Below are 22584 nucleotides of genomic sequence, written 5' to 3'. Positions count from 1 at the left end.
TGTTATATGGGTCATTCTATTGAAGAATTTAAAAAATATATTGAAGGCTTATTAGAAGGAAAAATACCTAGCACTAGAGAAGCAGGCTATCAAGTAGCAGAGCAAAGAAGTATCAAGCAAATTGGTTACGAGTTAAAAGAAGTCTACGAAACAGTCTTATCTTAAAAAATTTTGAAGGCAGTTATTGTTAGATGAAATGGAGGTAATGAGAGTGAAAATTGGTTTTTTTACTGATACGTATTTCCCGCAAGTGAGTGGGGTAGCGACTTCTATTAAGACCTTAAAAGATGAATTAGAAAAGCACGGCCATGAAGTGTATATTTTTACGACAACCGATCCTAACGCGACTGATTTTGAAGAAGATGTCATACGAATGCCTAGTGTGCCATTCGTATCTTTTAAAGATCGCCGAGTAGTGGTTCGCGGCATGTGGTACGCCTATTTAATTGCCAAAGAATTGGAATTAGATTTAATTCATACACATACTGAATTTGGTGCGGGTATTTTAGGGAAAATGGTTGGGAAAAAAATGAAAATCCCTGTCATCCATACGTATCATACAATGTATGAAGATTACTTACATTATATTGCTAAAGGAAAAGTTGTCCGTCCATCACATGTTAAATTCTTTTCAAGAGTGTTTACAAATCATACGACAGGTGTTGTTTGTCCCAGTGAACGTGTAATTGAAAAATTACGGGATTATGGAGTAACCGCACCAATGAGAATTATTCCAACAGGGATCGAAATTGATAAGTTCTTACGTCCCGATATTACTGAAGAAATGATCGCTGGAATGCGTCAACAACTAGGTATTGAAGAGCAACAGATTATGTTGTTATCGTTAAGTCGAATTTCTTATGAAAAAAATATTCAAGCAATTATTCAAGGATTACCACAAATTATTGAAAAATTACCACAAACTCGTTTAGTAATAGTTGGAAATGGTCCCTATCTAGAGGATTTAAAAGAATTAGCAGAAGAACTAGAAGTCAGTGAATACGTTCAATTTACGGGTGAAGTGCCAAATGAAGAAGTCGCTATTTATTATAAAGCTGCTGACTATTTTGTCAGCGCCTCAACGTCAGAAACACAAGGCTTAACTTATACAGAAGCGATGGCTGCTGGCGTTCAATGTGTTGCAGAAGGGAACGCCTATTTAAATAATTTATTTGATCATGAAAGCTTAGGCAAAACTTTTAAGACAGACAGTGATTTTGCCCCAACATTGATTGACTATGTACAAGCAAATATTAAAATGGACCAAACTATTTTAGATGAAAAATTATTTGAAATTTCTTCTACAAACTTTGGCAACAAAATGATTGAATTTTATCAAGACACATTGATTTACTTTGATCAACTTCAAATGGAAAAAGAAAATGCGGACTCAATTAAAAAAATTAAAGTAAAATTTACATCTTTAAGAAAATAAACTGCAAAACTTTCCTCCTTCGTTTATACTGAAGGAGGAAAGTTTTTTATTTTAAGAACGGAGGAAGCTACTATGTCTAAAATCGGCTTTATTGGAACGGGTGTCATGGGGAAATCAATTATTCGTAACATGATGAAAAACAATTTATCTGTCAATGTTTACAATCGAACAAAAAGTAAAACAGATGATTTAGTTGCTGAAGGAGCAGTTTGGTATGATACGCCAAAAGCAATTGCGGAAGCGAGTGATATCATTTTTACAATGGTTGGCTTTCCTTCAGATGTTGAAGGCGTGTATTTTAATGAAACAGGGATTTTTCAAGCAGATCTTACAGGTAAAATAGTAGTAGATTTAACCACAAGTACGCCGACCTTGGCTGAAAAGATTGCCAAAAAAGCAGCAGAAGTGGGTGCTCATGCGTTGGATGCGCCAGTTTCTGGTGGTGACTTAGGTGCTAAAAATGGTACTTTAACAATTATGGTTGGTGGCGATCAAGAAAGTTATGAGACCGTCTTACCAATTTTCAAAACATTTGGCAAAACGTTTATGCTACATGGCTCAGCTGGAAAAGGGCAACACACTAAGATGGCGAATCAGTTAATGATTGCAGGCACAATGACCGGGTTGACTGAAATGCTCGTTTATGCAAATGCGACAGGATTAACTTTAGAAAAAGTTCTGGAAACAGTCGGTGGTGGTAGTGCTGCGAACTGGTCATTAAGTAATTATGGACCGCGTATTTTAAAAGAAGATTATACGCCAGGCTTTTTTGTTAAACATTTTATCAAAGATTTAAAGATTGCGTTAGATGAAGCAAAAAAACTTGACCTTCCATTGCCAGCGACGCAAAAAGCGACAGAATTATATGAAAGCCTTGCAGATAAAGGGTTTGAAAATGATGGCACACAGGCCTTAATTAAGCTTTGGTGGACAGATGGCAAGCAACCAACGAATAAAAATTAAAGAACAACAAAAAAATCAAAAAAAATGACGAAAAATCATGCAAGTTAGGCAATGTTTTGTTACAATGGTACAGAACTAGTTTGCAAAAGGAGGCCCACTGATGAAACATTCACAACTTGTGGCGATTATTAAGAGACTGGAAGCAATGATCGAAGCAGCAGATAATGAAGTACAAGTACGCCGCTTTGAACGTGAAGGCGTAGAGAAATGTATTGTAAGTTTTGATAAATCAACAGAAACATTTGAATTAACAGAATCTGATACGCACCAAAGCTATCAATTCGATAACATCGATATTGTAGCAATGGAAATTTACGACTTAATTCAATAATTAATCGTCCTACATTTTAATAAGGGAGTGGAGTAGAAGCACCAAAGCTTCTGGTTCACTCTCTTCTCGTATTATCCAGTCAAGTTGTAGCAATAGCTTAGTGGGAGTTTAAGAATTATATAACAAAAATCACTGGCACTTCTCAATCAGGGGAGTGCCAGTGATGCTTTTTAGTTGCACTTCTTTCCTTTTTCTGTGAAAATAGTTTGGGTATCAAAGTAATTGATCCTTTTTTTAAAAGCCTCGTCCCTTGAAAATGCGCCTTTTTTGAAATATTTGAAGAATATTTCATTAAAAATATAGAAAATTCTCTTGCATTCTTTGCTTATTTACGATATAGTTTGAACATCAAATGTTTTGATAATCAAAGTATATGGATGGTGCACAGAATGGAACCTAATTTAGAAACAGTCAACGATTACTTAGTCAGTGTCTTTAATGACATCTTAACGATTGAAGAATCTGAATTGAAAAAATCACAATTTAATGATTTATCCATTACGGAGATGCACACAATCGAAGCAATTGGTATGTACAAGAAAAAAACGTCTTCAGAAGTAGCCAAGGAACTGTCAATTACCGTCGGAACACTTACTGTAGCGATTAACAACTTAGTTAAAAAAGGCTATGTTGAACGTTTGCGTAGTGAAGATGATCGACGTGTAGTAAAGCTTGGCTTAACTAAAAAAGGAAAATTACTTTTTAGAGTCCATCAGCATTTTCATCGTGAAATGGTTAAAAACATTTTGAAAGGCATGGAGCAAGAAGAAGAACAAGCGCTGTTAAGAGCACTAAAAAATCTTCATGATTTCTTGCAAGAATACAAATAAAAAGTGAGGATCCCCATGAAGAATTATGCACGAATTAGTTGTACAAGCCGTTATGTTCCAGAGAATTGTGTCACGAATCACCAACTGAGTGAAATGATGGATACCTCTGATGAATGGATACATTCGCGAACAGGCATTAGTGAACGTCGCATCGTTACGCAAGAAAATACGTCTGATTTATGTCATCAAGTCGCAAAACAGTTATTGGAAAAATCTGGAAAGCAAGCAAGTGAGATTGACTTTATTTTAGTTGCAACAGTGACACCAGATTTCAATATGCCTTCTGTTGCTTGCCAAGTGCAAGGCGCAATTGGCGCTACTGAGGCTTTTGCTTTTGACATCAGTGCAGCGTGTTCTGGTTTTGTCTATGCCTTAAGCATGGCAGAAAAACTAGTCTTAAGTGGTCGTTATCAAACAGGTCTAGTAATTGGTGGCGAAACATTTTCCAAAATGTTGGATTGGACCGATCGTTCCACAGCGGTGCTTTTCGGTGATGGGGCTGCCGGCGTCTTGATTGAAGCGGCTGAGACACCGCATTTTCTAAATGAAAAATTACAAGCAGATGGACAACGGTGGGCGGCTTTAACTTCAGGCTACACGATCAACGAAAGTCCTTTTTATCAGGGGCATAAGCAGGCGAGTAAGACGTTACAGATGGAAGGACGTAGTATTTTTGATTTTGCGATTAAAGATGTTTCACAAAATATTTTATCACTCGTGACGGACGAAACCGTGGATTATCTTCTACTACATCAAGCAAATGTGCGCATTATCGATAAAATTGCACGTAAGACGAAGATTTCCCGCGAGAAGTTTTTAACGAATATGGATAAATATGGCAATACCTCAGCTGCTAGCATTCCTATTTTGTTGGATGAAGCAGTTGAAAATGGGACCTTAATTTTAGGTTCCCAACAACGCGTGGTGCTAACAGGATTTGGCGGCGGCTTAACATGGGGCTCACTGCTCCTAACGCTGTAAAAAACTGTTCACATATAAATGAAGAAAATGACTATTTTGGAGGAATATACACATGGTATTTGAAAAAATTCAAGCAATTATCGTAGAAGAATTAGGAAAAGATGCTGAAGAGGTACAATTAACTACAAACATTCAAGAAGAATTAGATGCGGATAGCTTAGATTTATTCCAAATCATTAACGAAATCGAAGATGAATTTGATGTGAAAATCGAAACAGAAGATGGCATCCAAACCGTTCAAGATTTAGTAACATATGTAGAAAAACAACAAGCAAACTAATACATGAAAATAGGGGGCTGGGACATTTAATTGCTAAATGACCCAGTCCCTAAAAAAACAAGTAAATAAGCCGGAAAAATCCTTTTTTACTTGAATGAAGTGTACTTATCTTAGAACTAAAGGACGTATAAAATCAATGAATCAACAGTTATGTGAGTTGCTTGGAATCAATTATCCCATTTTTCAAGGCGGTATGGCTTGGGTAGCCGATGCTTCATTAGCAAGTGCCGTGTCAAACGCTGGTGGATTAGGGATTATTGCTGGCGGCAATGCCCCAAAAGAAGTCGTAAAAAAAGAAATTAAAAAAGTTAAAGAATTAACGGAACAACCCTTTGGTGTCAATATTATGTTACTTTCACCTTTTGTCGATGAAATTGTCGATTTGGTTTGTGAAGAACAGGTTCCTGTCGTAACGACAGGTGCAGGCAATCCAGCCAAATACATGGCTCGTTTTAAAGAACATAACATTAAAGTAATCCCAGTAGTTCCTTCAGTTGCTTTAGCAAAAAGAATGGAAAAAATTGGTGCCGATGCTGTCATTTTTGAAGGAATGGAAGCTGGTGGACATATTGGCAAGTTAACCACTATGAGTGGCTTACCGCAAATCGTTGACGCTATGTCAATTCCTGTGATTGCAGCAGGTGGGATTGGTGATGGTCGTGGTATGGCTGCGGCCTTTATGTTGGGTGCTGAAGCAGTCCAGTTAGGTACACGTTTTTTAATTGCCAAAGAATGCAACGTTCATCCAGATTATAAACAGAAAGTTTTAAAGGCACGTGATTTAGATGCAGTAATTACCTGTCAACATTTTGGCCATCCAGTGCGTACTTTAAAAAATAAATTAACCGCTCAATATAATCAATTAGAAAAGCAAGAACTCCAAAAAGAAGTGCCTGATTTAGAAATGTTTGAAAAAATTGGTCAGGGCGCTTTACGCAAAGCTGTCGTTGACGGGGATATGGATTACGGTTCCGTCATGGCGGGACAAATTGCCGGGTTAATAAAAAAAGAAGAAACAGCCCAAGAAATCATTGATTCACTCATGTCTGAATGCAAAGCGATTGTACATAAGATGAATCAGCGTTGGGGCTAAGTGAATAATTTTAACAAAAAATGAGGTGTCGTATGAAAACAGCGATTTTATTTAGTGGACAAGGAGCCCAGTATCAAGGGATGGGTGAAGAATTATATCACCAAGAAGCGATTGTTCGGGAAACCTTCGATGAAGCAAGTCATATCTTAGGTTATGAGATGGCAGAACTTTGTTTTACTGAAAATGAACGTTTAAATGAAACAGAATATACGCAACCTGCTATTTTGACAGTCAGTGTCGCATTTTACCGTCTTTTGCAACAAAAAGGACTAACGCCTGATGTCGTAGCGGGTTTAAGCTTAGGGGAATATAGCGCATTGGTTGCCAGCGGGGCTTTGTGTTTTTCAGAAGCAGTGGCCTTGGTCCAAAAGCGCGGTCAGTACATGACAGACGCAGCACCACAAGGAACTGGCAAAATGGTTGCTGTCATGAATGCTGAGCGTGAAGTAATTGAAAAAGCCTGTCAAGAAGCCAGTGCTTTCGGAATTGTGGCTCCAGCAAATTATAATACACCACAACAAATCGTGATTGGTGGTGAGGTTACTGCTGTTGATCAAGCGATGACACTTCTCAAAGAAGCTGGTGTAAAGCGAATGATTCCGTTAAATGTGAGTGGCCCTTTCCATACGGCGCTGTTACAACCAGCATCAAAAAAATTGGCTCAGGATTTAGCAAAATTGAACTTTCAAACGATGCAAATTCCTGTCATTAGTAATACGACTGCCGAAATTATGCCCCAAGAGGCAATTCAAGCGTTATTGGAAAAGCAAGTCATGTCTGCGGTACGTTTTGAAGACAGTATCGAAACGATGAAGGCTATGAACGTAGGAACGATGATTGAAGTTGGTCCAGGGAAAACATTAACTGGTTTTGTTAAAAAAATTGACAAAACAATTGAAATGCACCGTGTGGAAGATGTTGCAACATTAACAGAAACGTTAACAGCACTTACTGGGAGGTAAAAAATGGAATTAACAGGAAAAAACGTATTTATTACTGGAAGCACTCGTGGGATTGGCAAAGCAGTTGCGTTGGCTTTTGCGAAAGAGGGCGCCAATATTGTTTTAAACGGTCGGAGTGAGATTACGCCAGAACAACGACAAGAAATTGAAGCCTTTGGGGTAAAATGTATTGGCCTTTCTGGAGATATTTCCGATTTTGATGCAGCAGGTGAGATGATTCAAGCAACTGTTGACCAATTAGGCTCGATTGATATTCTGGTGAATAACGCTGGGATTACGAATGATAAATTATTATTACGAATGACAAAAGAGGATTTTAATGCCTGTTTAGATATTAACTTGGTAGGAACTTTTAACATGACCCAACAAGCGGTTAAACGTATGATGAAACAACGAAGTGGTCGAATTATTAATATGGCTAGCGTTTCTGGTTTAATGGGAAATGTTGGTCAAGCAAACTACGCTGCGAGTAAAGCCGGTGTCGTTGGTTTTACTAAATCGGTGGCACGAGAAGTTGCGCCGCGCGGTATTACCTGCAACGCGATTGCACCAGGGTTTATCCAAACAGAAATGACGGATGTTTTATCGGAAAAAGTTAAAACACAAATGAATGCGCAAATTCCCTTACAAACGTTTGGGCAAGTCGAAGATGTCGCAGCTACAGCGATATTCTTAGCTAAAAGTCCCTATATTACTGGGCAAGTCGTGAATGTTGATGGCGGCTTAGTCATGCACGGATAAACGAAAGGAGTCAAAAGGATGAATCGAGTAGTTATTACCGGTTACGGTGTCACCTCGCCGATTGGCAATGAACCTGAGACTTTTTTAGAAAGTTTGAAAACAGGGAAAAATGGTATCGGACCGATTAGTAAATTTGATGTTAGTGAAACAGGTGTCACCTTAGCAGCTGAAGTGAAAGACTTTCCAATGGAAAAATATTTTGTTAAAAAAGATGGCAAACGCATGGATAAGTTTTCGTTATTTGGCATTTATGCGGCCTTAGAAGCAATGGCTATGAGTGGCTTGGATACCAGTCAACTAGATGTGGATCGGTTTGGCGTCATGGTGGGTTCCGGGATTGGTGGTTTAGAAACAATTCAAAATCAAGTAATTCGGATGCACGACAAAGGACCTGAACGTGTGGCACCGTTATTTATTCCAATGGCGATTGGAAACATGGTGGCGGGAAATATCGCTTTACGTGTTGGTGCCAAAGGAATTTGTACTTCAACAGTGACGGCTTGTGCTAGTGCAACTCATTCAATTGGGGAAGCGTTCCGCAATATCAAACATGGCTACTCCGATGTCATTATTGCTGGTGGAGCAGAAGCGCCTATTACAGAAATCGGTATTTCAGGATTTGCTTCCTTGACCGCTTTAACAAAGGCGACTGACCCAGAAAAAGCCTCAATTCCCTTTGATAAAGAACGTAGTGGATTTGTGATGGGAGAAGGTGCGGGTGTCTTTATTTTAGAATCATTAGATCATGCTCTAGAACGAGGCGCAACTATTTTAGGTGAAGTGGTTGGCTATGGTGCTAATTGCGATGCCTATCATATGACATCACCAACACCAGATGGGAGCGGCGCAGCGAAAGCCATGGTACTAGCAATGGAAGAAGCGGGGATTTCTCCAGAAAAAATTGGCTATATTAACGCCCATGGAACAAGCACACAAGCCAATGACAGTGCAGAATCTAAAGCAATTGAATTGGCTTTAGGTGATGCCGCAAAAACGGCGTATGTAAGTAGTACGAAGAGTATGACGGGACATCTCTTAGGCGCCGCTGGTGGAATTGAAGGAATTGCTACCCTAAATGCTTTACAACATCAATTTATTCCGCCAACCATTAATGTGGAAAATCAAGATGAAGCAATTACGGTGAACGTTGTTTTAAACGAAAGCAAAGAGCATAAATTTGATTATGCTTTAAGTAACTCGCTAGGCTTTGGTGGCCACAATGCAGTTATTTGCTTAAAACGCTGGGAGGATTAACATGCAGTTAGAAGAAGTAAAAGCATTATTAACACAATTTGATCAATCAACTTTAACCGAATTCGATTTACGAGAAGGCTCGTTTGAATTATATATGAATAAAAATACAGTTTCTGGACGAAGTGCCGTAGAACCAGTGGCGCAACCACAAGAAACACCAGTAGCCGCTAGTAGTGTGTCAGTGCCTGTTGAAACAGTTTCTGTCGTTGAAGAAACGCCAACCAATACACCGACAGCCAATGAAAAGACAGAAGAAATTACGTCACCTATTGTAGGAATCGTTTATTTACAACCAGCACCAGATAAAGAGAACTTTGTCAAAGTAGGAGACACTGTTAAAACGGGTGACGTTGTGTGTATCGTTGAAGCGATGAAATTAATGAATGAAATTACGGCGACAGTTGACGGTGTGATTACTGAAATATTAGTCAACAATGAAGATGTGGTTGAATTTGGTCAGCCGCTATTCCGAGTTGCTAAAGGAGAATAAAACATGAAATTAACAATTACAGAAATTCAAGAAATTTTACCACATCGCTATCCCTTTTTATTATTAGATAGTGTTGAAGAAGTCATTCCCGGGGAACGCGTTGTAGCGAAAAAGAATGTAACGGTTAATGAGCAAGTTTTTCAAGGTCATTTTCCTGGGAATCCTGTTTTACCAGGAGTTTTAATTATTGAATCGTTGGCTCAAGCAGGCGCCGTGGCATTACTTTCAATGCCTGAATTCAAAGGGAAAACGGCATACTTTGGTGGATTAGATAAAGCAAAATTTAGACAAAAGGTAACACCAGGCGACACATTAATTTTAGAGGTTGAACTTTTAAAAGTCCGCGCTTCTGCTGGAATGGGTAAAGGTGTAGCAAAAGTTAATGGAAAAAAAGTTGCCGAGGCTGAATTAACCTTTATGATTGGATAGGTGAAAAATGTTTTCGAAAGTATTAATCGCAAACCGCGGAGAAATCGCTGTTCGTATTATTCGTGCCTGTCGCGAATTAGGCGTTCAAACAGTTGCTGTTTACTCTGAAGCGGATCAAGAAGCGTTACACACACAGTTAGCAGATGAAGCCATTTGTATTGGACCGGCGAAAGCAACTGATTCTTATTTAAATGTTCAAGCTGTTTTAAGTGCAGCGATTGTTACCAATGCTGAAGCGATTCATCCAGGGTTTGGTTTCTTATCTGAAAATAGTCAATTTGCTTCAATGTGCGAAGAATGTAACATTACTTTTATCGGTCCTAAAGCAGAAACGATTGATGCAATGGGCAATAAAATAAATGCACGTCAACTGATGCAGAAAGCCAAGGTACCTGTTATTCCTGGGAGTGATGGCGTCATTGATTCTGTCGAAGAAGCGTTGACGATTGCTGAAGAAATTGGTTACCCAGTGATGTTAAAGGCAGCTGCTGGTGGTGGCGGAAAAGGAATCCGAAAAGTTCTTTCAAAAGAAGAGTTACCGAAACACTTTACTTCAGCGCAGCAAGAAGCCAAAGCCGCATTTGGTAATGATGATATGTATTTAGAAAAAATTATTTATCCAGCACGTCATATCGAAGTGCAAATTTTAGGTGATCAATATGGGCATGTGATTCACTTAGGGGAACGTGATTGCTCACTACAAAGAAATAATCAAAAAGTGTTAGAAGAATCACCATCGATTGCTATTTCTGAAGAAAAGCGTCAGATGTTAGGCGAAACGGCCGTTCGAGCGGCACAAGCTGTGCATTATGAAAATGCCGGAACCATTGAATTTTTGATGGATCCAGCTGGCGACTTTTATTTCATGGAAATGAATACCCGCATCCAAGTCGAACATCCAGTTACGGAAATGGTAACAGGGATTGATTTAGTCAAAGCGCAATTAGAAATTGCTTCAGGTGAACCTTTAGGCTATACCCAAGAGGATGTTATTATGACTGGGCATGCGATTGAGTGCCGAATTAACGCTGAAAATCCTGCCTTTAATTTTGCTCCTTCACCAGGTAAAATTCAAAATCTCTTGTTGCCTAGTGGTGGAATGGGCTTGCGTGTAGACAGCGCTATGTATTCAGGGTATTCAATTCCACCTTATTATGATTCAATGATTGCGAAAGTCATCGTACATGGTGAAAATCGTTTTGATGCCTTGATGAAAATGCAAAGGGCTTTAAATGAAATTGTAACAGAAGGTATTATTACGAATGCCGAATTCCAATTAGATTTAATTACACATGACAATGTTTTGACAGGTGACTATGACACAAGCTTTTTACAAGAAACATTTCTACCAAATTGGGAGCCAGAAAGCAATCATTAAAGAAAGAACGCCGCAAGAGCTGTGCTCTTGCCGCTAAAATACGAGGAGTAAGCAAATGGCATTATTTAAAAAGAAAAATTACATTCGCATTAATCCAAATCGTGCTGATGCAAATGATGCATCAAAGAAGCCTTCTGTTCCAGATAATATGTGGGCAAAATGCCCTTCTTGTAAGCGAACACTGTATACAAAAGAAATGGGTGCAGAAAAAATCTGTCCGCATTGTGGCTATAGTTTTCGGATTGGTGCATGGGAACGATTAGCGATAACCGTTGATGAAAAAAGTTTCCACAATTGGGACAGTGAATTAGTGACAAAAGATCCACTAAATTTTCCTGGTTATCTTGAAAAAATTGAAAAAATGCAAGAAAAAACTGGGCTAGATGAAGCTGTCTTAACGGGAGAAGCAACAATTGAAGGACAAGCTGTTGCAATTGGAATCATGGACGCTAATTTTATCATGGGCAGTATGGGAACGATTGTTGGTGAAAAAATCACACGCTTGTTTGAGCGGGCGACAGAAAAGCATTTACCAGTGGTGATTTTTACTGCATCTGGTGGTGCCCGTATGCAAGAAGGAATTTTTTCATTGATGCAAATGGCGAAAATTTCGGCCGCTTTGCAACGGCATAACAAAGCAGGCTTGCTGTATCTTACGGTATTGACTGATCCAACGACTGGCGGTGTTACCGCAAGTTTTGCGATGGATGGCGATATTATTTTGGCAGAGCCTCAGAGTTTAATCGGTTTTGCTGGCCGCCGTGTAATTGAACAAACGATTCGTCAAGAGTTGCCAGATGATTTTCAAAAGGCCGAGTTTCTTTTAGAACATGGTTTTGTAGATCAGATTGTGCCAAGAAATCTTTTGCGTCAACGATTGAGCGACTTGTTACGTTTACATTCTTTGGAAGGGTGGCGTTAACATGGAAAAGAAAACAGCCAATGATGTTGTTACCTTGGCAAGAGCCCAAGATCGTTTGACAACTTTAGAATATATAGAAGCCATTTTTGAGGACTTTTTAGAATTTCATGGGGATCGTTACTTTGCCGATGATTTAGCTGTAGTCGGTGGTGTTGCTACTTTGCAAGGGAAACCAGTTACAGTGATAGGTATCCAAAAAGGCCGAAATCTACCAGAAAATATTGAACGTAATTTTGGTTCACCTAATCCTGAAGGGTATCGCAAAGCGTTACGTTTAATGAAACAAGCGGAAAAATTTAATCGTCCAGTCATTACCTTTGTGAACACTGCTGGTGCTTATTGTGGGATTGGTGCCGAAGAGCGGGGAGAAGGGGAAGCCATTGCGCAAAACCTGTTAGAGATGTCTGATTTGAAAGTGCCAATCATTTCAGTCATCATTGGTGAGGGTGGCAGTGGCGGTGCTTTAGCTTTAGCAGTCGCAGATGAAGTTTGGATGTTGGAACACACGATTTATGCGGTTCTTTCGCCAGAAGGTTTCGCCTCTATTTTGTGGAAAGATGGCAGTCGTGCGAAAGAAGCAGCAGAATTGATGAAAATCACAGCGACAGAGCTGAAGGAATTAGCTATTGTAGATAAAGTAATTCCAGAAGTTATGAACGGTCAGCCTCTGGAACAAGCAAAAATTAATCGCATGTTACAAAAAGCGTTTATTTCAAAATTAACTGAATTAGCTAAATTAGATACGGAAACGTTACTAGAAAAAAGATACCAACGTTTTCGCAAATATTAGAAGTTACTACTCATCAACGAACTTTTCAGGGGTTGATGGGTGGCTTTTTTTATTTTTTCTTTTATTTTACTTGTTCTTTTACAAGGAACGACCGTCCTTTATAGAAATTTTCAGTAAAATGCAGTATAATACAATAGGTAGAGGCTGAAGCATAATTGTTTAGTTATGTTTCAGTCTCTTAAAATCGAAGAAACTACATAGTGTCAGTGAGAGGAGTCACGATGTTTTCAAAATATAAACCGACATGGATGATTGATGCGATTTATAAAATTACCCCCGCACAATTAAAAAAACTGGGGATTAAGGCAGTACTAACTGACTTAGATAATACGTTAATTGCTTGGAATAATCCCGATGGAACAGAAGAATTAAAAACTTGGTTATTAGAAATGAAAAATGCAGGAATTACTGTCCTCGTTGTTTCAAACAACAAAGACAGCCGGATTAAACGCGTTGTTGAAAAGTTTGACTTAGATTATGTAGCACGTGCCTTGAAACCAACCGCACGTGGCTTCAAATTAGCAGAAAAAAAATTAGGCTTGAAGCCATCTGAAATGTTAATGGTCGGCGATCAGATTATGACAGATATTCGGGGAGCTAACGCAGCGGGTATACGCAATGTTTTAGTTCAACCGATTGTCGATACAGATGGCTGGAATACTAGAATCAATCGGTTCTTTGAACGGAAAATTATGAAATACTTATCAAAAAAACATCCAGAAATGACATGGAGAGGCGGATTAGAATGACAGAGGCAATTCATTGTATTGGCTGTGGTGCGATTATCCAAACGGAAAATCCTCATGAATTAGGCTATACACCAAAAACAGCTTTCGAAAAAGGAATGGAAACAGGGGAAGTTTATTGCCAACGTTGTTTTCGCTTAAGACATTATAATGACATTCAAGATGTCCAATTAACAGATGATGACTTTTTACGTTTATTGAATGGTTTAGGAACAGAAGATGCACTGATTGTGAACGTAGTGGATATTTTTGACTTTAATGGCTCTCTTATTCCAGGACTACATCGTTTTATCGGAGATAATCCTGTGTTGTTAGTTGGTAATAAAGTGGATATTTTGCCTAAATCATTAAAAAAACCTAAAATGGTTCAATGGATGAGAGAACGGGCCCATGAAGCAGGATTACGCCCTGTTGATGTTTTACTAACAAGTGGCAAGAAACCACAAGAAATGCAAGAGTTATTAGATACAATCGAAAAATATCGTGAAGGCCGAGACGTTTATGTCGTAGGTGTGACCAATGTTGGAAAATCAACATTAATCAATCAAATCATTCAACAAACAGTGGGTGTTCAAGATGTGATTACGACATCACAATTTCCTGGAACAACGCTAGATAAAATTGAAATTCCATTAGACGATGGCCACTTCTTAATCGATACGCCCGGAATTATTCACCGTCAAATGGCACATTATCTAGGTAAAAAAGACTTGAAAATTATTGCACCGCAAAAAGAAATCAAACCGAAAGTTTACCAATTAAATGCTGAACAAACCTTGTTTTTAGGTGGCTTGGCTCGCTTTGATTATGTCCAAGGTGCTAAAAGTTCCTTCATTGCCTACGTTTCCAATGACTTAAATTTACACCGAACAAAAACAGCAACCGCCGATGCTTTTTATGAAAAACATGTTGGTGGCTTATTGCAGCCCCCACGTGCCGATGAAGTCGCTGAGTTTCCTGAATTAGTGCGCTTTGAATTTTCCGTGAAAGAAAAAACGGATATTGTGTTTGCTGGTCTAGGTTGGATTACTGTCACAGAACCTGGTGTAGTCGCTGGTTGGGCGCCTAAAGGTGTCGATGTTTTACGTAGAAAAGCATTAATTTAAATTTTAGAGAGAAGGCAAACAATTTGAAACTTAGAGGAAAACAAAAACGTTATTTACGTAGTCAGGCACACCATTTACAACCTATTTTTCAAGTAGGCAAAGGTGGTTTGAATGACGCAATGATTACACAAATTGATGAAGCGTTGGAAAAACGTGAATTGATTAAAATTACGTTATTACAAAATACAGATGAAGTAGCAGAAGAGGTTGCAGAGGAACTAACAGCAGCCATTCATTGCGATGTGGTACAAATTATTGGTCGCGTGTTGGTCTTATTCAAGCCATCAAGTAAAGAAAAATATCAAAAAATTTCAGCAGCAGTCAAAGAGATTTAATATTGGAGGGATGAACAATGGGAGAAAAAAGACAAGCGCGTCAAGGAGCGGACGTTCTCTTGCAAGAGGAACCGTTACGTTTTCAAACAAGAAAGCAAGTCGGCTTGTTAGGTGGTAATTTTAATCCCGTTCATTTAGCACATCTTGTCATGGCCGATCAAGTTCAAAATCAACTAGGTTTGGACAAAGTTTACTTAATGCCTACGTACTTACCACCACATGTAGACGAAAAGAAAACAATTAGCAGTGAACATCGGTTAGCGATGTTAGAACTAGCGGTGTCTGATAATCCCTGCTTAGATATTGAGCCAATTGAATTAATTCGCAAAGGCAAAAGTTACACGTATGATACGATGAAAGCTTTAAAAGAAGCCAATCCAGATACTGATTATTATTTTATAATTGGTGGAGATATGGTGGAATACTTGCCCAAATGGCATCGGATTGATGACTTACTCCATTTAGTTCAATTTGTCGGCATTCGGCGTCCTAATTATCCAACGGAATCTACCTATCCAATTATTTGGGTCGATGTTCCGCAGATGGCGATTAGTTCCACTTTGATTAGACAAAAAGTCAAAAGTGGTTGCTCAACACGCTATCTTCTTCCAGAGAATGTGATAAACTATATTCAAGAGAAGGGACTGTATCAAGATGAGCTGGATAACAAATTATGATGCTGCACAACGTGAATTATTAATGCAAAAAGTTCAAATGCAAATGAGTGAACGTCGCTTTCGCCATGTGTTAGGAGTCGAGGAAACAGCTGTGGCCTTGGCAGCGAAATATGGTGCCGATGAAGCCAAAGCAAGTATTGCTGCTTTGACGCATGATTACGCCAAAGAACGTCCAAACGATGAATTCGAGTTGATTATTCGCCGAGATGGTTTTGATTTGGCTTTATTAAACTATGGCAATGAAATTTGGCATGGCTTAGTTGGGGCGGATATTGTTCAACGGGAATTAGCCATTGATGACGAAGAAATCTTGCAGGCAATTCGTGTGCATACAACTGGGGCTGCTAAGATGAGCTTGCTAGATAAAATTATTTATGTCGCAGATTACATTGAACCAGGACGTGATTTTCCAGGTGTGAAAGAAGCCCGTGAAATTGCTCTTGTTGACTTAGATGCAGCGGTTGCTTATGAAACGAAACATACCTTGTTACATTTGATTGAACAAGAACATAAAATTTATCCAAAAACGTTAGAGACCTACAATCAATGGGTCGTTAATCAAAAATAAAAGAAGAAAGAATTACTAGGAGGGAACTATCATAGATAGCCAGAAAATTTTAGAAATTGCTGTCAAAGCAGCAGATTCAAAACGAGCAGAAGAAATTGTCGCATTAGACGTAAGAGAGATTTCATTATTAGCAGATTATTTTTTAATTTGCCAAGCCAATAGTGAACGTCAAATCAATGCGATTGTTGATGAAATTAACGAACAAGAAGCCAAAAATCAAGTAGAAGTCAAGCGTGTGGAAGGTAAAGAAGGCGGAAAATGGATTTTAATCGATTTAGGCGATGTTATTGTCCATGTATTCCAATCTTCAGAACGTGCCTTTTACAACTTAGAAAAATTATGGTCAGATGCCCCAATGGTTGATCTAAGCGCTTGGGTCGACTAAAATGGCCTATGAAACGTTTGCTTTCGTCTATGACGAAGTGATGGACGAAAGCCTATACCAAAAATGGTTGGATTTTTCCAATCGTCATCTCCCACAAGGAACCCAACAAATTCTTGAAATGGCTTGTGGTACAGGCGCTTTAGCAGTTGATTTTGCGAAAAGTGGTTATGATGTGACGGCCTTAGACTTATCAGAAGAAATGTTGATGATTGCTAGTGAACGAGCCTTTGAAGAAGAAGTGCCAGTTCAATTTGTTCAGGGAAATATGCTAGATTTATCTGAAGTGGGACAATACCAAGCCATCACTTGTTTTTCTGATTCACTGTGCTATATGGCTAATCGCCAAGAAGTACAACAAGTGTTCGATGAAGTTTATCAAGCGTTAGAAGAGGAAGGAACGTTCATTTTTGATGTTCATTCTACTTACAAAATTGATTCAGTTTTTCCAGAATATAGCTATCATTATCAAACAGAAGAATTTGCTTTTCTATGGGATAGTTACGCTGGTGAAAAAGAACACAGCATCGAACATTTCTTAACATTTTTTGTGAAAGAACAGGAAACAGATGAGCACTTTGTTCGGTATGATGAATTGCATCAAGAACGAACCTATTCGTTAGATAACTATTTACGAATGTTAGAAAGTGCTGGTTTCATGAACGTCAAAGTTTATGCAGACTTTACAGATGAAGCACCAACTGAAACAAGTGAACGCTGGTTCTTTGTTTGTCAAAGAGATTAATAAGATTTGGCTTATGAGCTTGGGACAGCGCTTAAAAACGTTTGTCTCTTTGCTGATAAGTCCATTTTTTTATAACGGAGGTGGCTAGAGTGAAAGCCTGTGGCATTATCGTGGAATATAATCCCTTTCATAATGGACATCGCTATCATGCCCAACAAGCTCGCCAACAAAGCGGAGCTGAAGTAGTAATTGCTATAATGAGTGGGAATTTTTTACAAAGAGGAGAACCAGCTTTACTAGATAAGTGGGCCAGAGCAGAAGAAGCTTTGCAAAATGGTGTGGATTTAGTCATTGAATTGCCGACAGCTTGGTCGGTACAGTCTGCGGATTACTTTGCCAAAGGCGGTATAAAGTTATTGCAGGCGTTGCAATGTGAGAGCTTATGTTTTGGAACAGATAGTACAAGCGCAATTGATTATGCGGCTTTCGGCCAGTTTGTCCAAGAAAATCAATCCTTAATTGATCAAACGTTCCACGCATTGACAGACAAACAATTGAGTTATCCACAAAAAATGACTACTGTTTTTCGTCAAGTATATCCTGAAAGCAGGTTCGATTTTTCTTCGCCTAATCATATTTTGGGGATGAGTTATGCAAAGGAAAATGCCACGTATCCAACCCCGATGACGCTCTACCCAATTGCTAGAAAACAAGCGGGCTTTCATGATGCAACGATTTCTGGGAAAGTTGCTAGCGCCACGGCGATTAGGCAAAGTGTTTTTCAACAAGAAATAACGCAAGTGCTGCCAACGGTTCCTTCTATAACCGCACAACATTTACAAACACAGACAATGATTTCATGGGAAAACTATTGGCCCTTCCTAAAGTATAAAATTGTTCAATCCTCGTTAGAAGAGTTACAAGCCATTTACCAAATGACGGAAGGACTTGAATATCGACTAAAAGATCAAATCCAAGCAGCAGGTTCTTTTCACGAATTAATGGAACGTATGAAAACGAAGCGTTATACTTGGACAAGGTTGCAACGATTAGCAACCTATATATTGTTAAATATGACCAAAGAAGAAGTTGAAACTGTTTGGCAAAACAGTTATCTCCATGTGCTAGGATTTACGCCAAAGGGACAAGCTTATCTAAAAGAAACCAAAGCACAGATTCAATTGCCGGTAATTTCCAAAGTATCTAAAGAAAACCGCGCAATGCTTTCGTTAGATATTCGCGCCAATCAACTATATCAGATGGGAGATTCTTCTTTAAAAGAACAAAATTTTGGTCGGTTTCCCTTACGATTTTCGCCAGATACCTAAAAAATACTTAACAAAAATCAGTTTCCCCAGTATAATAAACAAGGGATAAGATACTAACAACAAATCAGAGAAAGCGAAGTGAGAATATGGGCCGTAAATGGGCAAATATTAAAGAGAAAAAAGCTGCCAAAGACGCAAACAATAGCCGTGTTTATGCAAAATTCGGGATTGAAATTTACGTAGCAGCGAAGTCAGGAGACCCTGATCCTCATGCAAACCAAAAATTACGGTTTGTAATCGAACGCGCCAAAACATACAATGTACCAAAACATATTATTGATCGCGCTATTGAAAAAGCAAAAGGTTCAGCAGATGAACAATATTCTGAATTACGCTATGAAGGATTTGGGCCAAATGGTTCAATGGTCATTGTTGATGCTTTAACGAACAACGTGAACCGAACAGCAGCAGATGTGCGGGCCGCATTTGGTAAAAACGGCGGAAACATGGGTGTCAGCGGTGCTGTTTCCTACATGTTTGATAATACAGGTATCATTGGCTTTGCTGGTGACGATGCGGATGAAATTTTAGAATACTTAATGGAAAAAGACATTGATGTTCGCGATGTTGTTGAAGAAGACGGTCAAATTATCGTTTACACAGAACCAGAAGATTTCCACCATGCACAAGAAGCGTTAAAAGAAAAAGGCATTGAAGAATTCACGGTTACTGAGTTAGAAATGGTTCCACAAAACGAAGTAACATTAGAAGGCGACGATTTAGCGAACTTTGAAAAAATGTTAGACGTTTTAGAAGATTTAGAAGATGTTCAAAAAGTCCATCATAATGTAGATTTACCTGAATAATCCATTTGTTCGTTTATTTGAAGATTTAGAAAGTGAGCCATCGGTCATTTTGACTGATGGCTCACTTTTTTTCATATAATACATAGAAAAAAGAAAGTTGATTGATAGGTCCATGTGACACAAAGCATTCAATGACAGGTTCAACTTTTGTCTGTTCCATAAATATTTGTCTAAACAGTTGAATTAATAGTACAATAGTCTAGTAAGATAGATCATTGAACGGGGTGAATAGGCGTGAAAAAGGGAATGTTCGCGTTTTTTGTCGGGCTAGCGGTTTTATCATTAACTGCTTGTCGGGAACCAAAAGAAAAGAAAGTAACCGCTTCAACGGAGGCATCCTCTAAAGTTGAAGAGACGAATGAAAAAACCAGTGAAACAATTGATAAGACAAACGAACAAGCGAGCCACAGTGTCGAGTCTAACGAATCAGTGAAAAATGAAGAGCCGACAGCTGATGGAAACAATAGTCAGCTAACTGTAGCTGATTTAGATACTACAGCGATTAATGCTGGCGATTTTACTACTTTAGTTGGAACATGGAAAAATGGTAAAGGAGAGAGTTTGATCATTCATCCTGATGGTAGCACAAATACTGGAGGAATGATTACGAAGGATTCACCTACTGATGAGTCGCGACCAATTACAAGCTTAAGTATTAGGTGGGGGCCTACTGGTGCTGCGTTATTATTATATAAAATTGGTGTTGAAAATCCTAACGGCGACCAATCGGATAAGACGAAACCACGATTGTTAATTACTCAAGATAGTGGAAATTATCCTGCGGAAGAGTATTACTATCGTTCTTCTGAAGAGGAAAATCAAGACCAAAATGAAGAGGCAAAAATCATCGATACACAAGAAAAAGCAGAGATATATATTAGAAAGACACTGACCGATGCAGAAAATAATGATACGAACCTTGGATTTTTGGGTATGAATGGAAATGACTTCTTTTTTAGAGCCCAATCGAAACAGATGGTTGCAAATGGAGGGACAGGAACTGTCGGTTTTTACAGAGTATCACCACAAGGAGCAGTCAGAATAACGGATGCACGAGGCAACTAAAGATAGTCTCGTGGCAATCTATTTAATTCCTATAAAAGTAGCAAAATAAGAATGAAATGATCACAAAATCTTCACATTTAGTTTGTAAGATATAAGCATATCAACAAACAACCTTAACAACACAAAACACTTTTTCATTTTTAACTCCTTTCCCGTCCTTACCCAAAGGGCGGGTCTTTTTTTGTGTAAAACGATTCACTCAAGATACCAAAAAGCCAGCTTGTAGTAAGCTGGCTTTTAACTCTTTACATGTTGGCGCTTGTAGACACGAGATAATAATTAAGGTGTTGGAACAGTTGGTGAATAGTTCGTTTTTCGACCATAAAGTTCTTGTGTCGCCGCCGAGATATACGCAGATGAATCTTTTCCTGGGAGGTTATACATTAGATAAATACCATATTGCTCCGCTTTCGTACGTTTAGCATATTGCGCAGCTAGATTTTGATTGACACCAACTTCAACGGCAGAAGCACCTAAACGAGAAGCAGGCATCCCCGCAATTTGTGGCGGATTCCAGGTACTATAATAAGGGTTCCAAGCATAATCAATTAAAGAACTCATTTGAGGATTAGCAGAAGAGTTCGCAGCCGCTGGTCCAATATTATAAAAAGTAATTAATTTATCATTGCCTAAGCGATTTCTTAAGGCTTGAAGTAACCAAATGAACGAAGAATTATTTGGTTGAGGCGTTCCATTTTTTCCGTATTCAGCATACTCATCATCAAAATCAATACCATCTAAATGATACGTATTAACGACTTGTTCTAATTGAGCTGCAAAGGCATCCGCACTTTCGTAAGTTGGGAAGTTAGCAAAGCCAGCGCCTTCATGGTTGCCTAAAATAGACAATAGGACTTTAGTGCCGCGTGCTTGAACTGGACGAATTTGTGTTTCAGCTTCGTTTAAAGTTTGTTGGACCCGTTCATTTAGATATAAGTAAGGTTTTTTATTGACCGTATCATAATTAATATTGGCTGCAAAAATAATCCCCATATCAAAAGCAGGTTGATTGGTTCCAGCTAAAGTATATTTTCCCACATTGTTAAAATCGTGGTTGTTTACTTCTACATACATGACTGTTTTAGGTGTAACAGTTGATGCTGCTTGTACTTCAAATGCAGGTAGTGCAAACAGTAAACCACCGACTAAAAGTATCAAACTTAAAAAAGTTGAAATAATCCCTGTTTTCTTGTTAAAAAAATGAGTGCTCAATTGATGCCCCATAACTTTCTCCTCCTATAAAATAAATATTATTTGTAAGCGCTAACAAAGATATGTTATCATTTTTATAATTTAAACACAAGAAGAAGAGAACAAAAGTGAGCAAATCCACAGAATATAAAAGCGTCCTTCGCAAAATGGTCTTGCGAAGGACGCTCTTTTACCAATCAAAGAGTAAGGCATAGCCTAAAGAAAGCAGCTCTCGACCAAAATTTTTGATATCTTTTGGAAAAGAAGAAGCCGCAGTGATGCCTGAAACATTTGAGATGCCTGCTCGCTTGGCTAAAAGTTGCGAGCGATACATGTGAAAGTCACTAGTAACAATCACTAGCCGTTTAAAAGAAAGGAGTTTTTGTGAATTGACAATATTTTCTTTGGTGCGTGTGGCACGATTTTCTAAGAGAATCTGTTTTTCTGGAACACCCTTATTTAGCAAGTATTGTTTCATAACCGCGGCTTCCGTAGCCGGCTCATCTGCTCCTTGCCCTCCGCTAACAATAACGGGTGTCTCGGGGTGTTGTTTAATATAGGGGATAGCCACATCTAACCGAGCTTGCAAAACACGGCTGGGCAGTGCGGTTTCTTTAGACGTCCCTAAAACACGGGCCCCTAAAATTAAAATAGCATCTGGTTTATCGGTGGGTTGCGTATTTTTGCCAGTAAAAATAAGTAGACCTAAAATCAAAAGAATACAAAAGCCAAAACTGACAATGGATAAACTTGTTATTTTTAACCAATGCATGAAACATCCCTCCTTGTAATGTTAGTGTATACGAAGTACCATAG

At 38.7% G+C, this 22584-nt stretch carries 28 protein-coding genes (1 of these 28 only partly in view); 26 read left to right on the top strand and 2 right to left on the bottom strand.

The window, feature by feature from the left end:
* The 26 genes from bgsA to IGJ04_RS06525 all read left to right on the top strand — a co-directional run.
* Positions 1 to 165, top strand: partial view of a cell wall glycolipid biosynthesis glucosyltransferase BgsA gene (bgsA, locus tag IGJ04_RS06650; protein ID WP_002356269.1) — the 3' end only. The gene continues 840 nt to the left of window position 1, outside the view; only the last 165 of its 1005 coding nucleotides appear in the window; the start codon falls outside the window, past its left edge; the stop codon is at positions 163 to 165.
* A 46-nt stretch (positions 166 to 211) separates the two neighbouring features.
* Positions 212 to 1435 (top strand): cell wall glycolipid biosynthesis glucosyltransferase BgsB, encoded by a 1224-nt coding sequence (bgsB, locus tag IGJ04_RS06645; RefSeq protein WP_438840057.1) that lies wholly within the window; start codon positions 212 to 214, stop codon positions 1433 to 1435.
* Between the two features lie 72 nt (positions 1436 to 1507).
* Positions 1508 to 2398: an NAD(P)-dependent oxidoreductase gene (locus IGJ04_RS06640; RefSeq protein ID WP_002359377.1), complete on the top strand. Its 891-nt coding sequence runs from the start codon at positions 1508 to 1510 to the stop codon at positions 2396 to 2398.
* Between the two features lie 100 nt (positions 2399 to 2498).
* Positions 2499 to 2729 carry a YkuJ family protein gene (locus IGJ04_RS06635; protein ID WP_002379802.1) on the top strand — a complete coding sequence of 77 codons (231 nt, stop codon included), beginning with the start codon at positions 2499 to 2501 and terminating at the stop codon, positions 2727 to 2729.
* Positions 2730 to 3118: 389 nt separating this feature from the next.
* Positions 3119 to 3559 (top strand): fatty acid biosynthesis transcriptional regulator FabT, encoded by a 441-nt coding sequence (gene fabT / locus IGJ04_RS06630; RefSeq protein WP_002362455.1) that lies wholly within the window; start codon positions 3119 to 3121, stop codon positions 3557 to 3559.
* Positions 3560 to 3574: 15 nt separating this feature from the next.
* The gene (locus tag IGJ04_RS06625; RefSeq protein ID WP_002365153.1) at positions 3575 to 4540 is read left to right on the top strand and encodes a beta-ketoacyl-ACP synthase III; all 966 of its coding nucleotides are present in this window, start codon (positions 3575 to 3577) and stop codon (positions 4538 to 4540) included.
* 52 nt (positions 4541 to 4592) lie between these two features.
* Positions 4593 to 4820 carry an acyl carrier protein gene (locus tag IGJ04_RS06620; protein ID WP_002356278.1) on the top strand — a complete coding sequence of 76 codons (228 nt, stop codon included), beginning with the start codon at positions 4593 to 4595 and terminating at the stop codon, positions 4818 to 4820.
* Positions 4821 to 4956: 136 nt separating this feature from the next.
* Positions 4957 to 5913, top strand: coding sequence for an enoyl-[acyl-carrier-protein] reductase FabK (fabK, locus tag IGJ04_RS06615; RefSeq protein WP_025193940.1), 957 nt, complete (start codon positions 4957 to 4959; stop codon positions 5911 to 5913).
* A 32-nt stretch (positions 5914 to 5945) separates the two neighbouring features.
* Positions 5946 to 6875, top strand: coding sequence for an ACP S-malonyltransferase (gene fabD / locus IGJ04_RS06610; RefSeq protein WP_438840056.1), 930 nt, complete (start codon positions 5946 to 5948; stop codon positions 6873 to 6875).
* A 3-nt stretch (positions 6876 to 6878) separates the two neighbouring features.
* The gene (gene fabG / locus IGJ04_RS06605) at positions 6879 to 7616 is read left to right on the top strand and encodes a 3-oxoacyl-[acyl-carrier-protein] reductase (RefSeq protein WP_002356283.1); all 738 of its coding nucleotides are present in this window, start codon (positions 6879 to 6881) and stop codon (positions 7614 to 7616) included.
* A gap of 18 nt (positions 7617 to 7634) precedes the next feature.
* Entirely contained in the window at positions 7635 to 8870 is a 1236-nt protein-coding gene (gene fabF, locus IGJ04_RS06600) for a beta-ketoacyl-ACP synthase II (RefSeq protein ID WP_002356284.1), read from the top strand.
* Between the two features lies 1 nt (position 8871).
* On the top strand, positions 8872 to 9360 hold the full coding sequence (gene accB / locus IGJ04_RS06595; protein ID WP_085443051.1) for an acetyl-CoA carboxylase biotin carboxyl carrier protein: 489 nt from the start codon (positions 8872 to 8874) through the stop codon (positions 9358 to 9360).
* Positions 9361 to 9363: 3 nt separating this feature from the next.
* Positions 9364 to 9789, top strand: a complete 426-nt coding sequence (fabZ, locus tag IGJ04_RS06590; protein ID WP_002356286.1) for a 3-hydroxyacyl-ACP dehydratase FabZ — start codon at positions 9364 to 9366, stop codon at positions 9787 to 9789.
* A 7-nt stretch (positions 9790 to 9796) separates the two neighbouring features.
* The gene (locus tag IGJ04_RS06585) at positions 9797 to 11167 is read left to right on the top strand and encodes an acetyl-CoA carboxylase biotin carboxylase subunit (protein WP_002359385.1); all 1371 of its coding nucleotides are present in this window, start codon (positions 9797 to 9799) and stop codon (positions 11165 to 11167) included.
* Positions 11168 to 11222: 55 nt separating this feature from the next.
* The gene (accD, locus tag IGJ04_RS06580; RefSeq protein ID WP_002356293.1) at positions 11223 to 12089 is read left to right on the top strand and encodes an acetyl-CoA carboxylase, carboxyltransferase subunit beta; all 867 of its coding nucleotides are present in this window, start codon (positions 11223 to 11225) and stop codon (positions 12087 to 12089) included.
* A gap of 1 nt (position 12090) precedes the next feature.
* On the top strand, positions 12091 to 12879 hold the full coding sequence (locus tag IGJ04_RS06575; RefSeq protein ID WP_002367302.1) for an acetyl-CoA carboxylase carboxyl transferase subunit alpha: 789 nt from the start codon (positions 12091 to 12093) through the stop codon (positions 12877 to 12879).
* 221 nt (positions 12880 to 13100) lie between these two features.
* Positions 13101 to 13628, top strand: coding sequence for a YqeG family HAD IIIA-type phosphatase (locus tag IGJ04_RS06570; RefSeq protein ID WP_002356296.1), 528 nt, complete (start codon positions 13101 to 13103; stop codon positions 13626 to 13628).
* Positions 13625 to 14731, top strand: a complete 1107-nt coding sequence (gene yqeH / locus IGJ04_RS06565; RefSeq protein ID WP_438840055.1) for a ribosome biogenesis GTPase YqeH — start codon at positions 13625 to 13627, stop codon at positions 14729 to 14731. Before IGJ04_RS06570 ends, yqeH begins: the two co-directional genes overlap by 4 nt.
* Positions 14732 to 14754: 23 nt before the next feature.
* Positions 14755 to 15066 (top strand): ribosome assembly RNA-binding protein YhbY, encoded by a 312-nt coding sequence (gene yhbY, locus IGJ04_RS06560; RefSeq protein WP_002356298.1) that lies wholly within the window; start codon positions 14755 to 14757, stop codon positions 15064 to 15066.
* A 17-nt stretch (positions 15067 to 15083) separates the two neighbouring features.
* Positions 15084 to 15743, top strand: a complete 660-nt coding sequence (locus IGJ04_RS06555; RefSeq protein ID WP_002379799.1) for a nicotinate-nucleotide adenylyltransferase — start codon at positions 15084 to 15086, stop codon at positions 15741 to 15743.
* On the top strand, positions 15721 to 16311 hold the full coding sequence (yqeK, locus tag IGJ04_RS06550) for a bis(5'-nucleosyl)-tetraphosphatase (symmetrical) YqeK (protein WP_002356300.1): 591 nt from the start codon (positions 15721 to 15723) through the stop codon (positions 16309 to 16311). The genes IGJ04_RS06555 and yqeK overlap by 23 nt, the downstream gene beginning before the upstream one ends.
* Before the next feature lie 46 nt (positions 16312 to 16357).
* Positions 16358 to 16696 carry a ribosome silencing factor gene (gene rsfS / locus IGJ04_RS06545; RefSeq protein WP_033072556.1) on the top strand — a complete coding sequence of 113 codons (339 nt, stop codon included), beginning with the start codon at positions 16358 to 16360 and terminating at the stop codon, positions 16694 to 16696.
* Between the two features lies 1 nt (position 16697).
* The gene (locus IGJ04_RS06540; RefSeq protein WP_002356302.1) at positions 16698 to 17438 is read left to right on the top strand and encodes a class I SAM-dependent DNA methyltransferase; all 741 of its coding nucleotides are present in this window, start codon (positions 16698 to 16700) and stop codon (positions 17436 to 17438) included.
* Positions 17439 to 17518: 80 nt separating this feature from the next.
* Positions 17519 to 18706 carry a nucleotidyltransferase gene (locus tag IGJ04_RS06535; protein WP_002373904.1) on the top strand — a complete coding sequence of 396 codons (1188 nt, stop codon included), beginning with the start codon at positions 17519 to 17521 and terminating at the stop codon, positions 18704 to 18706.
* 86 nt (positions 18707 to 18792) lie between these two features.
* Positions 18793 to 19512, top strand: coding sequence for a YebC/PmpR family DNA-binding transcriptional regulator (locus IGJ04_RS06530; protein WP_002356305.1), 720 nt, complete (start codon positions 18793 to 18795; stop codon positions 19510 to 19512).
* 234 nt (positions 19513 to 19746) lie between these two features.
* Positions 19747 to 20577: a DUF6287 domain-containing protein gene (locus tag IGJ04_RS06525; RefSeq protein ID WP_002359390.1), complete on the top strand. Its 831-nt coding sequence runs from the start codon at positions 19747 to 19749 to the stop codon at positions 20575 to 20577.
* A 279-nt stretch (positions 20578 to 20856) separates the two neighbouring features.
* On the opposite strand, the gene IGJ04_RS06520 is transcribed toward IGJ04_RS06525, so the two are convergent.
* On the bottom strand, positions 20857 to 21801 hold the full coding sequence (locus tag IGJ04_RS06520; protein ID WP_002382461.1) for an endo-beta-N-acetylglucosaminidase: 945 nt from the start codon (positions 21799 to 21801) through the stop codon (positions 20857 to 20859).
* Positions 21802 to 21958: 157 nt separating this feature from the next.
* Positions 21959 to 22540 carry a YdcF family protein gene (locus IGJ04_RS06515; protein WP_002359392.1) on the bottom strand — a complete coding sequence of 194 codons (582 nt, stop codon included), beginning with the start codon at positions 22538 to 22540 and terminating at the stop codon, positions 21959 to 21961.
* Between the last annotated feature and the right edge of the window lie 44 nt (positions 22541 to 22584).

The organism is Enterococcus sp. AZ050 (assembly GCF_051715085.1).
Classification (GTDB): domain Bacteria; phylum Bacillota; class Bacilli; order Lactobacillales; family Enterococcaceae; genus Enterococcus; species Enterococcus faecalis.
The sequence above is the reverse complement of the archived record's forward strand: the minus strand, read 5'-3'. Positions and strand labels throughout refer to the sequence as shown.